The sequence below is a fragment of the Limnohabitans sp. 2KL-27 genome (assembly GCF_001269345.1).
Lineage (GTDB): Bacteria > Pseudomonadota > Gammaproteobacteria > Burkholderiales > Burkholderiaceae_C > Limnohabitans_A.
This window is the reverse complement of record NZ_CXOP01000002.1, coordinates 1,331,499-1,346,272: the sequence shown is the minus strand read 5'-3', so window position 1 is coordinate 1,346,272 and position 14,774 is coordinate 1,331,499. Positions and strand designations below refer to the sequence as shown.

The window sequence follows — 14,774 nt, the reverse complement described above, 5'->3', positions numbered from 1 at the left end:
GAAATTGACACAGTGGACCCACCCACGCCAAAAATCCGACATCAAGTGTAAATTTAACTTGACACTTTGCCGCGTCTTTTGGATGATGGGCCGAGAACAGTTTTGCGGGACGCCCCATGGCATTGACCTTCCCTTTTGCGGCCATCGTTGGTCAAGATGAAATGACGCTCGCCATCCAGGTGGTGGCGGTCGACCCCTCGATCGGCGGCGTGCTGGTGCTGGGCGACCGGGGCACCGGCAAGTCGACGGCCGTGCGGGCCCTGGCCGACCTGCTGCCGCCCATCTCGGTCGTTAAGGGTTGCCCTTACCGCTGCGACCCGGCCAAACCGGCGGCTGCCTGCCCGGTCTGTCAGGCCCGTGACCCGAAAAACAAAGTCGTGACCGAGCGACAGAGCGTGGCCGTGGTCGACCTGCCCCTGGGCGCAACCGAAGACCGCGTGGTCGGTGCGCTCGATCTGGAAAAGGCCCTGTCGCAAGGGGTCAAGTCCTTCGCGCCCGGTCTGCTGGCCCAAGCGCACCGGGGCTTTTTGTACATCGACGAGGTCAACCTGCTCGACGACCACCTGGTGGACCTCTTGATCGACGTGGCCGCCTCGGGCGAGAACCTGGTCGAGCGCGAAGGCCTGAGCGTGCGCCACCCTGCCCGCTTTGTGCTGGTGGGCAGCGGCAACCCCGAAGAGGGCGAGCTGCGCCCGCAACTGCTGGACCGCTTTGGGCTGTCGGTGCAGGTGCGCACCCCACAAGACCTGGCGCTGAGGGTGAGCATCATCAAACGCCGCGATGCCTTCGACAAAGACCCAGAGGCCTTCAAGGCGCTGTGGCACAAGGACAACCAGAAGCTGCAAAAGCGCATCCTCAAAGCGCGTGAGTTGTTGGACCAAGTGGATGTGAGCGACGACATGCTGATGCTGTGCACCCGCCTGTGTCAGCAGCTGGGCACCGACGGCCTGCGCGCCGAACTCACGCTGCTGCGCGCCACACGGGCGTATGCCGCGCTGCAAGGCCACAAGGCGGTGAAGGCCGAGCACCTGCAAAGCATGGCCCCGCTGGCCCTGCGCCACCGCCTGCGCCGCAACCCGCTGGACGACACCGACTCGGGCGCGCGCGTGCAGCGCAGCTTGCAAGAAGTGCTGGCCGCCTGAAGTGGGCCTGGGCGCATGACCCTCGACAACACGCCGCCCAAGGCATCCTCTGACCCGCTGGAGCGCTGGAACGACGCGCTCACCTCGCTGCAGCTGCTGCAACTCGACCCCCACGGTTTTGGCGGCGTGTGCCTGCGCGCGCCGCACGGCCCGGTGCGCGAGCGCTGGCTGCAAGCCCTCTCGGGGCTGGGCCTTGGCCTGGTCAAAGTCCCCGGCTCGGCGGACAGCGAGCGGCTGCTGGGCGGCATCGACCTGGCCCAGACCCTGCAAACCGGGCAGCTGCACCTGCAAGCGGGCCTGCTGCAGCAGGCCGACCAAGGGCTGGTGTGCCTACCCATGGCCGAGCGCTTATCCCCGGCCCTGCTTGCGCCTTTGGTGCAGGCCCTCGAACAAGGCCAGGTCCCGGCCACCCGCCACAGCGCAGCCCCCACACCCACCCGTTTTGGGGTGGTGGCGCTCGACGAATCCTTGCCCGACGAACCCGGCTTAGGCGCGGCTTTGGCAGAGCGTCTGGGCCTGTGGTTGGACCTGCACGAACTCTCGCCCACCGACATCCACGCGGGCTGGGCCGATGCCGATGCGGATGCCGACCGCCTGCACATCCGCCTGAGCCCTGGCGCTTTGGCCCGCGCCCGCGAACACCTGCCGCTGGTGCAAGCCAGCGATGACCACATGCAGGCACTGTGCGCTGCGGCGCTGGGACTGGGCATTGCCTCTTTGCGCGTGCCCAGCCTGGCGTTGCGCGTGGCCTGCGGCCATGCCGCGCTGAACGGGCGCCAGGCATTGGACGCGGACGATCTGGGTTTTGCCGCGCGCTGCGTGCTCGCGCCACGCGCCACGCAGTGGCCGGCAGAGCCGTCAGCCGAAGAAACGGCCGCAGAACCCGCGCCACAGCCAGACACCCCACCGCCGCCAGCGCCCCCAGAAAACGCCGACACCGCGCCTGAGAACGACGCTGAAAACGACCAGAACACAGACGCACCCCCCGAACCCAGCGCCGAAGATTTGCAAGAGATGATGGTGGCGGCGGCTTTGGCCAGTTTGCCGCCGCACATGCTCGATGCCTTGATGACCCGCCAGGGCGCAGCCAGCCACAACACCTCCGGCCGCAGCGGCCAAACCCGCGCGGGCTCGCAGCGCGGCCGCCCCCTGCCCCCACGCCCGGGGCGCCCCGGCGGTCAGGCGCGCTTGCATGTGCTGGCCACCTTGCGCGCCGCCGCGCCCAAGCAGCGTTTGCGCCAAGCGCACAACACCGGCCGCGTGGCCATCCGCGCCGAAGACTTCCACATCCAACGCTACCAGCAACGCGCCTCCAGCTGCCTGATCCTGGCGCTGGACGCCTCGGGCTCGGCCGCACTGCAACGCCTGGCCGAGGCCAAGGGCGCGGTCGAATTGCTGCTGCAACAGTCCTACGCGCGGCGCGACAGCGTGTGCATCGTGGCCTTTCGGGGTGCCCAGGCCCAGCTGCTGCTGCCCATGACGCGTTCATTGGTGCGTGCCAAACGCGCCATGACCGGCCTGCCCGGTGGCGGCGGCACGCCCTTGGCGCTGGCCCTCAAAATGGCGCATGAACAAGCGGCGCAGTTACAACGCCAAGGCGTCACGCCGATTTTGGTGGTGCTCAGCGACGGCCGCGCCAACGTGACCCTGCAAGGCCTGGGCGGCCGCGCCCAAGCCCAAACCGACGCGCAAAGCTGGGGCCAACAGTGGCGCGCCAGCGGCCACCGGGCATTGTGGATCGACACGTCCCAGCACCCCGACGCGCAAGCGCAGCAACTGGCGGCCACGATGGGCGCGAGCTACTTGCCCATGCCGCAGGTGCAGTCGCAGCGCATGGCACACGCCATCGAACGGGTGCGCGCCCCCGGCGCATGAACCGCCATGTTTGAAAGCTTTTACCCCGGCATGGTCTGGGCCGCTCACCAAGCCACATGGCCACACGCGCAGCACAGCCGATTCGTGCAAGCCGGTGGCATCCAGTGGCATGTGCAGCAAATGGGCCAAGGCCCGTGCCTGTTGCTGTTGCACGGCACAGGCTCGGGCAGCTTCAGCTGGCGTGGCCTCATGCCCACGCTGGCCGAGCATTTCACCGTGGTCGCGCCCGACCTGCCCGGCCACGCCTTCACCAGCCGGGGGCCAGAGGGCGCGCTCTCGCTGCCCGGCATGGCCGAAGGCCTGCGGGCCTTGATGCTGCAACTCAATCTCACGCCGCAGGTCATCGTGGGCCACTCGGCAGGCGCGGCAATAGCCGCGCACATGGCGCTGCACTTTGACAGCGCCTCGCGCAGCACCCTGATCGGCCTGAACCCCGCCTGGTTGCCTCTGCCGGGCGTGGCGTCGTGGCTGTTCGGCCCGGCGGCCAAATTGGCGGCGCTCAACCCGCTCTCAGCCTGGGCCACCGCCAAGCTGGCGGCCAAGCCCGGCGCGGTGGCCGAGTGGATCGCACGCACCGGCTCCATGCTGGACACGCAAGGAATTGACCTCTACACCCACGTGCTGAGCGACTCGGGGCATGTGCACGGCGTGCTGTCGATGATGGCGGCTTGGCGGCTCAAGCCACTGGCCGCGCGACTGCACGACATCCGCAACCCGGTCTTCATGCACATCGGCGCGCAAGACCAGACCGTGCCGCCTGCCTTGGCCAACGACGCCTGCCAGCGCTTACCGCAAGCGCGCATGCACGTCCAAGCGGGTCTGGGCCATCTGGCGCACGAGCAGGACCCGGCCGGCACGGCACAAGCCATCCTGCGTTGGTGCCGCTCGGTGTGAACCCGATGGGATAGCCGCCAGCAGGCCGCTGAATTCAGCTGGACCGAACCAGGCGCTTGACCGCCCCCACGGCCTCGCGCGCATCCGTGAAGATGGCGTCTGCACCCAGATCCTGCGCCGTGCAAGGCTGCAACAGAAAAATCGGTCCGCCCAGCACCACCCGGACCTTCGGGTTGCCCGAACTGGCCCGCACATGCCCGATCAGCTCAGGCAGGGTCTGCAATTGCGCCTCAATGGCGACCGAAATCCCCACCACGTCAAACCACTCATTGGCCACGGCCCGAAGCAGCTCTGACTCTGTCGAAGAAATTTCAAGCACCACCTCGGCGCCAGCCTGCCGGAAAAAGTCGGCCACGATCGTGAGACCGAGAAAATGCTGGGAACCCGGCGCGCAGGCCAGCATGATCCGTTCGCGCTCCCCCTCACTGCTGGGCCCGGCAGGTGACTCGTAACCCAATCGGTAAATCATCTGGTGCATCATCGCCAAGCCGCAGGTCACCTGGGTGAAATCACACAGGTCCTGCTCCCACAACACCCCCAGATGTCGGGCAGCCGGGGTGATCAGCTCCAGGAAAATACGGTCTTGTGCCAAGCCCCGGGCCATCAGGGCATCGACGATCGCATTGGCTTGGCGGGTGTCCCCGCTCAGGCAGTGTTGCGTGAAAGCCAGAAACTCCGGCTGCTCTGCCACAGACGCCTCCTCACGCAAGGCCTGCACCTTGGCGGGAAATAACTGATGCACATTGAGCAAGCGGGGAATGATCTGCTGTTCGATCACGGCCTGCAGCGAGTCCTTGCAGTCGTCTTGCTGACTGGCCAGTGGCGAGTAAGCATGTGTCATACCACCCGAGTTGTTGAACCCAGACATGAGCGTTCCTTGCAGCATGAGCGTGTCACCCTTCAGGAAGGTAAAAACCGGGGCGTTGATCCGCCAGCAACATAGCATGCCGGTTCGCAGCTGCAGATGACTTTATAAAATCTTTAGCCCGGCTCTACAAGCATGAGAAACCCTAGGCTTGACACGCCTTGCAAGGCTTTTACGAGTACCAAAAGCCGCGCGCGCCCAGTGAGAAGAGCCCTTCGCAGAAAACCACTTTAGAGAAATGGGTAAAACGAATTTCAGACTGTGTTGTCACCAAAGACCGACAAATGGCCCATTGAGTTCGACGGTTTGAAGGTTCAGCACGGCGGCAATGCTGACCCAGACCCCGTAAGGGATGAGCAGCAAACTGGCCCAACGCGACAGTCGCCACAGGCCCACCACCAAGACCAGGATGGACAGCCACAGAAACACCACCTCCATCAGCGCCCAGTCCGGGCGTTGCAACTTGAAGTAAAGCGCACTCCAAACGATGTTGAGCACGGCATTGACGCCAAACAACCAAGCCACACGTCGGCGCAGCGCGGCCGTGTGGGCCGCTTGCCAGGCCAGCCAGCCACTGATCGCGCACAGCGTGAAGATGGTGCTCCAAATCACGCCAAACGCCGCATCGGGCGGCTTCCAGGGCGGGTGGCGCAACGCGAAATACCACGGCCCCAAATCGGTCATGGCGCCGCCAATGCCGGCCGTGGCGTAGCTCAGCCCAAAGGCCCACGCCAAGCAGATCCATGCTTTTTTTTCCATGCGACGTATTGTCCTAGACTTCAGGCCACTGGCCTTTTACCCCCACGTACCGAAGGCTTCAGCGCAAAAAATCGAGCACAGCCTTCAGCGAGACCTCGGCGGCTTCTTCATGCGGCAAATGCCCCACCCCAGGGCATAAAAAAAGACGGCTGCCGGCAATCGCCTGCAGGTAATCCTGCGCATTGCTCGCTGGAATCATGGCATCTGCTTGCCCCCAAACCAACAAAGTGGGGGCTTTGATTTGGCGCAGCATCGGCTGGGGCTCTTGCAAAACAGTTTGTTTCAACCGCTCCAGCATGGCCTGACGGGCGCCTGGCGCGCGCAACAAGTCGTGGTAGCGCGCAGTCAGCGCATCACTCAGATGATCGGCGTGTGCGTAAGCGCCTTGCAGGTTCATGCGCAGCACAAATTGGGGCAACACATAACGCATCCAGCCCAAAATGGCGGGCACCTGCGGGGGCTTGCCGTAGTCAAAGCCTTCGCTGGCAAAGCCATCCGGCGCAATCAGCACCAGCCGTTCGGTGCGCTCAGGATGCTGGGCCGCAAACGTCCATGCGATGCGCCCTCCCAAAGAGTGGCCCACGATCGTGGCGCGGGAGACGCCCAAATCGTCCAGCACATGCAGCAGCAGTTGAAGACTGCGCGCATCGGTGTAGTCATTGGCCGGGTCAGGCGGGCTCAGGCCGCTGCCGGGCAGGTCAAGGCGGATCACGCGGTGCGTTTTCGACAGCGCCAATGCCCATGGGTCCCAGGTTTGCAGGCTGGCCCCAAAGCCATGCAACAACACCACGACCGGGGCCTGTCGCGGGCCACGGTCACGGACATGCAATCGCCATGGCCCCACCGGGCGCAGATCAGCAGGGCTGTCCAGGTAGCGGGACTCCAACTCGGCTCGGGACAGGTCGGGTGTCCAAACGCCAAAGGACAGCAGCGCCAGAAGAAGCATCCACAGCATGACCCCAGGCCTTTTCATGTTTTGAGGTCCACCTGGGTGGACCATGCCACGGTTAGATGGCAAACATCAGCAGCAACACCATTTGCAAACCATAGACGATCATCAAACCCAATTTGTAGGTGTCGCGCAACATGTCCGACAGACTCAGCATTTTTCGATCCAGCCACCAATAGGCCGCCCCGCACAAGCCCGTCATGAGCAAGAAAATCGTGGCCATCAATGAAGGCTGCATGAACACACTCCTGGTCAAAAATCGGTTGCGAATGGACAAGGTCACATTGGGCCAAGCCAGCGCATCAGGTCCGCGCCAGCCCGAGCAGGTGGGCCATGTCCTTGAGGAAAATGCGCACATGGGCCATCGGGTCCTTGCGCGCCAGCTCCTTGTTCATGTAGGACTCGAACGTCAGGCGCTGCACATCGCGGTCTTCGCAGATCTTGACGAACTTTTCGCGGCGTTTGTCGTTTTGGTACCAGAAGTACTGCATCACGCCCAGGATCCAGAACACCCGGCCGTGCTGCTTCATGAAACTTTTGCGGCCTTGTTTCAGGCAGGCACTGTTGCCGGTTTTGAGCGCCTCGTGGGCGGCCTTGGCCACACGGCGGGCGCAGTCCATGGCGTAGTAAATGCCCTCGCCCGAAGAGGGGGCGACCACGCCAGCGGCGTCCCCGATCACCACCACATCGCGGCCGTTGTCCCACTGGGGCAAGGGCTTGAGCGGGATGGGCGCGCCTTCGCGGCGCAAGGTGGGTGCGTGGGTCAGACCCGCAATTTCTCGCAAACGCGCCGTGGCGCTGCGCAGCGAGTAACCTTTGTCGGCGCTGCCCATGCCCACGCTCATGGTCTTGCCGTGCGGGAAGACCCAACCATAAAAGTCGGGCGAGACCTCGCCTTGGTAGTACACGTCGCAACGCGCCGCGTCATAGCCGGGCTGGCCCACAGGCGACTCAATGATCTCGTGGTACGCGAACACATACTTGGTCTTGTGCGCGTTGGGAATGGCCTGGCGCGCCACTTCCGAGCGTGCGCCGTCGGCCCCCACCACCATGCGGGTCGACACCTTGACCGGCTGCGCGTGTTCCAGCGCCGCATGTTCTTTGGGCGTGACCGGGGTGTAATGCACCCACAACTGGCCGCTGTCGTCGTGCTGCAGCTTGTCAAAAATCGCCTGGCAGCGCACCGCGCCTGACTGGGCGGCGCGGTCACGCAAATACTCGTCGAACTCGTCGCGGTCCACCATGCCGACAAAGCCGTTGTCAATCGGGATGTCGACCTTGTTGTCGGTCGGCGAAATCATGCGGGCGCAACGCACCTTGGCCACCAGCAGGTGGTCGGGGATGTCGAAGTCCTGGATCAGGCGCGGCGGAATCGCGCCGCCGCAGGGTTTGGTGCGGCCCTGTCGGTCGAGCAGCAAGACGCGCCAGCCTTGGCGCACCAAGTCGTGTGCAGCGGTGGCGCCCGAAGGCCCTCCGCCCACCACCACAAAATCGTAATCGGTTTGGTTCATGAGCTTGACCCACCTTTGAGCAATACGGGACCGTCAAAACGCAAAGGCGCTCGCTGCATTGCTGGCCCGGTGCGCAGGCGCGAAGCCACCGCTGCCGAGACCGCAAACATGAGCGCTTGCATGCCAAACACGGCCGCATAGGCCGTGCGCTGTTCACCCAACAAGGCGTGGGCCAGGTCGCTGGCGGCAGTGCCCAGCAATCCACCCAAGCCAAAGGCCGCCGCTTGCGCCGCGCCCCACAAACCCATGCGTGTGCCTTCGCGGCCCGCGCCACCTTCGCCGGCCAGGCGCATCATGGTGGCGATCGCCGCGATCGAGAAGGCGCCGTTGGCCACCCCCAGAAACACCACGTTGGCCTTGAGCGGCCACCCCTGCGACAGGGCCGAGCTGACCAAGCCGACTGTGGCCAACGCCGAGACCAGGCAGCCCCCCACCATCCAGGCTTGCACCGATCCGAGTCGCCCAGCCACCCAACGCGAACCCGCCCCGGCCACCGCCAGCATGCCGATCAACACACCCATGTGGTGCCAGCCCGACAGCTGCGTGGTCTGCCCCGGCGTGAAACCGTGCACCGCGCCCGCAAAGGGCTCCAAAATCAAATCCTGTGCGCTGTAGGCCAGCATGGACATGAACACAAACACGGTGAAAGTGCGCGCCGCTGGCTCGGCCCAGACTTCTTGAAAAGCCTCTTTGAAATTTTGCTTTTGCAGGCGCTCGGTGCCCGCACTCGCTACGGCGGCCTGTGAGGGGTCACCGCCCTTTTCCAGGCCCCACAAACACAGCGCCGTGATCAGCGCCGTGAGCAGGCTCAGCCCTGCCGAGACCTGCAGCAGCACCTGTGGGCTGTAGGGGTCGATCAGCTTGCCCACCACACCTGCAGTGACCGCAAAGCCGACGATCATCATCAGCCACACGGTGGTGGCTGCAGGTGCGCGTCGCTCGTCGGGGACGCGCTTGGCCATCAGGGCCAGCAGCGAGGTGCCGCAGGCGCTCACGCCCAAACCAATCAGGCTAAAGGACAGCCAAGCCAGCAAAGCGCCATAAAAAGGCTGCGTGGCCATCCACACCGTGGCCCAGGCGGCCATCACACCGCCCACGCCCAGCACCAGCATGCCGCCCATCATCCAGGGCGTGCTGCGGCGCCCCTTGTCAGAGCCAAAGCCCATGCGCGGGCGTACCATCTGCACCGCGTAATGCCAGGCCACCAGAAATCCGGGGAGCAAGGCGGGCAACGCCAACTCGACCACCATGATGCGGTTGAGCGTGGACGTGGTCACCACCACCACCGCGCCCAAGCAGGCCTGGATCAGCCCCAATCGGATGATCTGGAACCAGCCAAACACCGATGCATTGCTCTGAGCGTTCATAGGCCCCCCACACTGCTGTGCAAGCCACTCCACTGGCGCAGGCCCCAAGCGCTGACCATCATGCCGCTGACAAACAGCGGCACACCAAAGGCCGACACATGCAAGGCACGCTCCACAGGCTGACGCAAAAACTTGGCCATCAAGGGCCCCTGCGCAACCGCCAAAGCCACAACGGCTGACGCGTGCCATGGCAGCTGCCAGTTCAGCAACAAAGCCGCCACCACCACTTGAGGCACCAGCATGAACACGCAGGCCATGCGCGCCGCACCGTGCGCACCCAGTTGCACCGGCAGCGAGGCCACGCCCATGCGGCGGTCGCCCTCGATGGCCTTGAAATCGTTGAGCGTCATGATGCCGTGCGCCCCGACGCTGTAAAGCAGCGCCAGCGCCACCGAATGGGGCCCCGGCCAGGCGCCGCCCAGCATGACGGCCGTGCCGGTCAGCCAAGCCAGGCCTTCGTAACTCAGGGCGCAAGCCGCGTTGCCCCACCAGCCGTTGTTTTTCAGGCGCACGGGCGGTGCGCTGTAGGCCCACGACAGCGCAATCGCCAAGGCGCAGGCCGCAAAACCCCAAGGCCCCATGAGCGTGGCCCAGATCAGCGACAAGGCGGTCCAGGCAATCGCTATGCCCAGCCCCCAGCGACCGGGCATGCGGCCCGAGGGAATGGGACGGTTCGGTTCGTTGATGGCGTCCACATGCCGGTCAAACCAGTCGTTCACCGCCTGGCTGCTGGCGCACACCAAGGGGCCGGTCAGCACCAGCCCCAAGAGCAACAAAGCCCAGTTCGCCCCCAAATCTTGGCCCGAGGCCACCACACCGCAAGCAAAGGCCCACATGGGTGGGAACCAGGTGATGGGTTTGAGGAATTCGGCCACCGTGCGCAAGGCGGGCCGACTCAGCGGCGTCGCGAGGGCCTGGGGGTGTGGCGCGTGGGCCAGGGGCGGGGTGTCCATGCCCCCATTGTGAAGAGAGTTTTAAAAATGTCAACCGGGATTGACACTTAATGTCAATTTAGACTGACAATCTTCAAGGTGCGTCGGTTTCCACCTCGGCCACCATGCCAAAGCGACGCAGCTTGACATAGAGACTCTGGCGCGACAAACCCAGCATTTCCGCGGCCGATGCGCGGTTGTTGTGGGTCAGCTCCAGGGCTGATTCGATGCACATGCGCTCGATGGTGTCCACCGTCTCCCCCACGATGTCCTTGATCGGGCGGCGCCCCACCAGCTGCGACAAGTCAGCGAAGGGGTTGCTCTGGCTTTGCGACGCCGACGCACCGCCTTGCAGGCGGCGGTCCATGTCGCGCACAAAAAAGGCGTACATCGGCTCAGGGCGACTCAAGTACACGGCAGAGACCTCCACCGGCAAGGTCATGCCCGACAAGGTCCGCACCTCGGTGGCGAAATTGCGCACCGGCAACTGCTGTCGCAAGCTGGTGTTGAGCACGCCCCAGTCCACCGCGCCGCGCAAGAGCCAGCGCTCCAGGCTTTGGCCCACCACCTGCGACGAGGCCGTCAGGCCCAGCAAGGCCATGCCCTCTTCGTTGACGCTCTTGACCAAGCCCGCAGTGTCCGTCAGAAGCCAGCCATCGGGGAAGCGCTCCATGGCTTCGCTCAAAGCGGCCGAAGACCCGGCTTCGTGCAGGGTGGCCGAGGCCGCCTCGCGGGTGACCAGGCGCACCAAAAACTGCGCCCCGCCCTCCTGACGAAACACCGTGGCCGACACCGTCCAGGCCGAGGACAAGCCCGCCACACGGGCCGCGCACATCTCGATGCGGCCGGTGGCCAGCGCGGTCCGCAGCAAGGACTGCACCTCGCCTTGGCTCTCGCCTTCAAAACATTCGCGCACATCGCGACCCACCAGGCGTTTGCCGGCATCTTTGAGCAGTGACTGCGCGCCCACGTTGGCCTCCAGCACGCGCTGGGTGCTGGCATCCACCATCAGCACGGCCTCGGATGAGGTGTCAAACAGCACCCGGTAGCGCGCCTCGATGTGGCGCAAGCGCAAATAATCGCGCTCCATGGACTGCTGGGTTTCGACCAAGCGCCTTTGCAATTCGGCCAGGCTCTCCAGGTCACGGCCCAAGGCCAGCAATTTGTTCCCGCCCAGCGGCAAAAGCACGTACTGCAAAGCCACCTCGTTGCCCAAGGGGGACATGTGGTTCACATGACGCCACCGCAACAGGTCGGGTGTGCCTTTGGACTGCAGCATTTCCTGGATTTTGACCCGGCTCTCCGTGGTCACGGTGTCGATCCAACGGCGACCGATCCAGGCTTGGCAGCCCAAGGCAGCCAGGGTGTCGCGCCCTGTCGACACGTCCTCGATCACCCCTTGGAGGTCCATGACCAGGGTGACGTCCGACACCACACCCAGCAACTGGGAAAAAGTGGAGGGGTCCAGAGAGGGTAGCTTCATTGTGTCAATCAACGGCGTTCAAGCATCAAGAAGTTGACACTTAGGTTTGTCATCCAAGTATAGGCGGGTATCGGCAGGAAAACCGCTAGCCCTTGCAGTTTCAAGGTGATGTGGCGCACACAAGGGGCCCATTTCATCTCAGGTTCACTGCCGCAACCGGCATGGCTTGGGTCACACGCAACACCGCAGCAGGAGCGTCCTCGGTCAGCACTTCGGCGGCCAGGCCCTGAAGGCGCTCTGGCGCCACAATGGCCATGGGCCCACCCACAAACACCTGCAGACCCAGGTTGTCCGAGCCCTCGCGCAGCGTTGGCAGCAAGGTGGCCAAGGTGTCCAGGTGGCGGTCTGTACTCACCGAGATGCCCACCGCATCGAACCAGTCTGACTGAAACAGGCGTTTGAATTCGTGCACATCCTGCGGCACACCCACGGTCACCAGCCAACCTGCACGCTTGAAGAATTCGCTGAGCATGAACAAACCCATGCTGTGCTGAGCACCCGGCTCGGTCAGCAACAGCAGGCTCCAGGGCTGGCGTTGCTGGGGGGCTTCCTGCAAAAACTCGCTGCTGAAATCGTGCAGCAGCTGCTGCAAATGGGCCGACGCGATGGTGGTCATGGCGAAGTCGAGCCGGTCGGCGCACCACCAATCGCCCAGCAAACGGGCACAAGGCGTGATGCCTTGTAAATAGATGTCCTCCAAGGACTTGCCTTGTCGCTGCCAGCCAAAGACCACTTGCCGCGCCGCGTCCAAGCCCTGCAGGCAAGCCTGCGCCAGGATCTGGATTTGTGCCAAATCGAGTGCCGATTTGCCGGTGAAGCTGGTGCCGCCCACCAAGCGCGGGCCGACCGGCGCGCCTTGGCGCAAAGCTTCGGGCAAGGCCTGACGAAAACCCTCAGCCAAGGGCGGGGAGTGTGCAGTTTCTGGATTGAATTGAGCCATGACAAGCACCGATCATCAGGAGGGATACACCAGCGGCAGGCTCCGGGGCGGCGGAGTGCTCGTCGCAAGAAGTGCGTGGTGTGAGACCCCGTAAAAGCTCTCACACAACACGGTTCCAAGTGTGATTTGATTTCTGGCTATTGTATCTAGTGTAAACCCTGACATCACAAATATATGTCAATTTGTGTTGACACACTGTATGTCCAGACTTACATTCAAAGCCAAGCCCTCCCTCCAACAAGGTCCTCCATGCCCGCTTCAAGCCCTCAGGTTTTGTACACGCCAGCGCAACGCGCCCGGCGTGATGCGACCGCCTGGACGCTGGTGCAAGGCGTGCTCGCCCCGGTGCAGTTCCTGATTTTCGGCATCAGCCTCTATTTGGTGGTCAACAGCTTGCACACCGGCGAGCACACCGACTGGGCCCTGACCTCGGTGGTGCTCAAGACCGTGGTGCTCTACGCCATCATGGTCACGGGCGCGATCTGGGAAAAAGTGGTGTTCGGCCAGTACCTGTTTGCGCCGGCCTTCTATTGGGAAGACGTGGTCAGCATGGGGGTCATGGTGCTGCACACCGCCTATGTTTGGGCGTGGTGGCAAGGCGCTTGGAGCGCCAATGACTTGCTCTGGCTGGCCTTGGCCGCTTATGGCAGCTACGCCATCAACGCGGCGCAATACATCCGCAAGCTGCGCATGGCGCGGCTGCAAAAGCAACCCTCTTCCACATCCATGCCCGACACGGGCGCACAGGCCAGCACATGAGCACTGTCATCCCGATCCGCGCCGAAACCTCCGCTGCAAGCACAGGTTGCACCGACGTCGTGCCTTTGGTCGAACGCGGCCAGCGCGAGGTGTTTTGCGGCCTCACCGGCATCATCTGGCTGCACCGCAAGATCCAAGACGCCTTCTTTCTGGTGGTGGGCTCACGCACCTGCGCCCACCTGATCCAGTCGGCGGCTGGCGTGATGATCTTTGCCGAGCCCCGCTTTGGCACCGCCATCATCGACGAACGCGATCTGGCCGGTTTGGCCGATGTGCACGAAGAACTCGACCGCGTGGTTGGCCAGTTGCTGGCCCGCCGCCCCGATATCCGCTTGTTGTTTTTGGTGGGCTCTTGCCCGTCTGAGGTCATCAAGCTCGATTTGTCGCGCGCCGCCGAGCGCCAAAACCAGATCCACCACCCCGCCGTGCGCGTGCTCAACTACTCGGGCAGCGGCATCGAAACCACCTTCACCCAGGGCGAAGACGCTTGCCTGGCGGCCATGGTCCCCGGCCTGCCCGCCAGTGCACCCGACACCGCCCCTGCCTTGATGGTGGTCGGCACCCTGGCCGATGTGGTCGAAGACCAGATGCGCAGCCTCTTTGATCGCATGGGTTTGCAGGTCAGCTTTTTCCCGCCGCGCAACAGCCAGGCCATGCCGGCGGTTGGCCCGAACACCCGCTATTTGCTGGCCCAGCCCTTTTTGGCCGACACCGCCCGCGCCCTGCAGTCGCGCGGTGCAGCGCATTTGCCGGCGCCCTTTCCACTCGGTGTGGAAGGCACGACCTCTTGGCTGCAAGCGGCCGCCACCGAGTTTGGCGTGGCCCCCGAGGTGTTTGAACAAGCCACCACCGCGCCACGCCAACGCGCCGAAAAAGCCCTGGCTGTGCAGCGCCAGATGCTGCAAGGCCAACGCATCTTCTTCTTCCCCGACTCGCAACTCGAAATTCCGCTGGCGCGTTTTGTGCACCGGGAACTGGGCATGGACTTGGTGGAAGTGGGCACACCCTATTTGCACCGCCAACACATGGCCGCCGAGCTGGCCCTTTTGCCCGCAGGCACCCGCATCAGCGAAGGCCAAGACGTGGACCTGCAGCTCGACCGCTGCATCGCCGACGCCCCCAATTTGGTGGTGTGTGGTCTCGGTTTGGCCAACCCGCTGGAGGCCCAAGGCATCACCACCAAATGGGCGATCGAGTTGGTCTTCACGCCCATTCAAGGCTACGAACAGGCGGCGGACCTTGCCGGCCTGTTCAGCCGCCCACTCAAACGCCGCCTGAAGCTGGCGGCCTGAAAGCGC

At 64.1% G+C, this 14,774-nt stretch carries 14 protein-coding genes; 5 read left to right on the top strand and 9 right to left on the bottom strand.

All coding sequences use genetic code 11. The annotated features are described in order from the left end of the window. The first annotated feature begins 116 nt into the window (after nt 1–116). The 3 genes from bchI to bchO are packed head-to-tail and all read left to right on the top strand — an operon-like array spanning nt 117 to nt 3,911. The gene (bchI, locus tag LHAB_RS09285) at nt 117–1,142 is read left to right on the top strand and encodes a magnesium chelatase ATPase subunit I (RefSeq protein ID WP_090045647.1); all 1,026 of its coding nucleotides are present in this window, start codon (nt 117–119) and stop codon (nt 1,140–1,142) included. A gap of 15 nt (nt 1,143–1,157) precedes the next feature. After that, nucleotides 1,158–3,017, top strand: a complete 1,860-nt coding sequence (locus tag LHAB_RS09280) for a magnesium chelatase subunit D (RefSeq protein WP_090045645.1) — start codon at nt 1,158–1,160, stop codon at nt 3,015–3,017. Between the two features lie 6 nt (nt 3,018–3,023). After that, on the top strand, nt 3,024–3,911 hold the full coding sequence (gene bchO, locus LHAB_RS09275) for an alpha/beta fold hydrolase BchO (protein ID WP_090045643.1): 888 nt from the start codon (nt 3,024–3,026) through the stop codon (nt 3,909–3,911). Nucleotides 3,912–3,945: 34 nt separating this feature from the next. Here bchO and LHAB_RS09270 read toward each other — a convergent pair whose 3' ends face one another. The 9 genes from LHAB_RS09270 to LHAB_RS09230 all read right to left on the bottom strand — a co-directional run bounded on the left by LHAB_RS09270 (nt 3,946) and on the right by LHAB_RS09230 (nt 12,678). Further along, nucleotides 3,946–4,779 (bottom strand): cobalamin B12-binding domain-containing protein, encoded by an 834-nt coding sequence (locus LHAB_RS09270; protein ID WP_228763399.1) that lies wholly within the window; start codon nt 4,777–4,779, stop codon nt 3,946–3,948. Nucleotides 4,780–5,043: 264 nt separating this feature from the next. After that, nucleotides 5,044–5,535: a TspO/MBR family protein gene (locus tag LHAB_RS09265; protein WP_090045639.1), complete on the bottom strand. Its 492-nt coding sequence runs from the start codon at nt 5,533–5,535 to the stop codon at nt 5,044–5,046. Between the two features lie 58 nt (nt 5,536–5,593). Beyond that, nucleotides 5,594–6,508 (bottom strand): alpha/beta fold hydrolase, encoded by a 915-nt coding sequence (locus tag LHAB_RS09260; protein WP_090047851.1) that lies wholly within the window; start codon nt 6,506–6,508, stop codon nt 5,594–5,596. A gap of 34 nt (nt 6,509–6,542) precedes the next feature. Continuing rightward, entirely contained in the window at nt 6,543–6,722 is a 180-nt protein-coding gene (locus tag LHAB_RS09255; RefSeq protein WP_090045636.1) for a hypothetical protein, read from the bottom strand. 64 nt (nt 6,723–6,786) lie between these two features. Continuing rightward, nucleotides 6,787–7,995, bottom strand: coding sequence for a geranylgeranyl diphosphate reductase (locus tag LHAB_RS09250; protein ID WP_090045634.1), 1,209 nt, complete (start codon nt 7,993–7,995; stop codon nt 6,787–6,789). Next, complete coding sequence (locus LHAB_RS09245; RefSeq protein WP_090045631.1) at nt 7,992–9,362, bottom strand: BCD family MFS transporter; 1,371 nt, start codon at nt 9,360–9,362, stop codon at nt 7,992–7,994. The genes LHAB_RS09250 and LHAB_RS09245 overlap by 4 nt, the downstream gene beginning before the upstream one ends. Next, nucleotides 9,359–10,315 carry a chlorophyll synthase ChlG gene (gene chlG / locus LHAB_RS09240; protein WP_090045628.1) on the bottom strand — a complete coding sequence of 319 codons (957 nt, stop codon included), beginning with the start codon at nt 10,313–10,315 and terminating at the stop codon, nt 9,359–9,361. The genes LHAB_RS09245 and chlG overlap by 4 nt, the downstream gene beginning before the upstream one ends. Nucleotides 10,316–10,388: 73 nt before the next feature. Beyond that, a complete protein-coding gene (gene ppsR, locus LHAB_RS09235; RefSeq protein WP_090045626.1) occupies nt 10,389–11,777 on the bottom strand; it encodes a transcriptional regulator PpsR in 1,389 nt (462 codons plus the stop codon). A gap of 133 nt (nt 11,778–11,910) precedes the next feature. Beyond that, nucleotides 11,911–12,678: a cobalamin B12-binding domain-containing protein gene (locus tag LHAB_RS09230; RefSeq protein WP_228763398.1), complete on the bottom strand. Its 768-nt coding sequence runs from the start codon at nt 12,676–12,678 to the stop codon at nt 11,911–11,913. A 288-nt stretch (nt 12,679–12,966) separates the two neighbouring features. Here LHAB_RS09230 and bchF point away from each other — a divergent pair, with 288 nt between their 5' ends. After that, on the top strand, nt 12,967–13,476 hold the full coding sequence (gene bchF / locus LHAB_RS09225) for a 2-vinyl bacteriochlorophyllide hydratase (RefSeq protein WP_090045620.1): 510 nt from the start codon (nt 12,967–12,969) through the stop codon (nt 13,474–13,476). After that, entirely contained in the window at nt 13,473–14,768 is a 1,296-nt protein-coding gene (locus tag LHAB_RS09220; protein ID WP_090045617.1) for a ferredoxin:protochlorophyllide reductase (ATP-dependent) subunit N, read from the top strand. The genes bchF and LHAB_RS09220 overlap by 4 nt, the downstream gene beginning before the upstream one ends. Nucleotides 14,769–14,774: the final 6 nt, after the last annotated feature.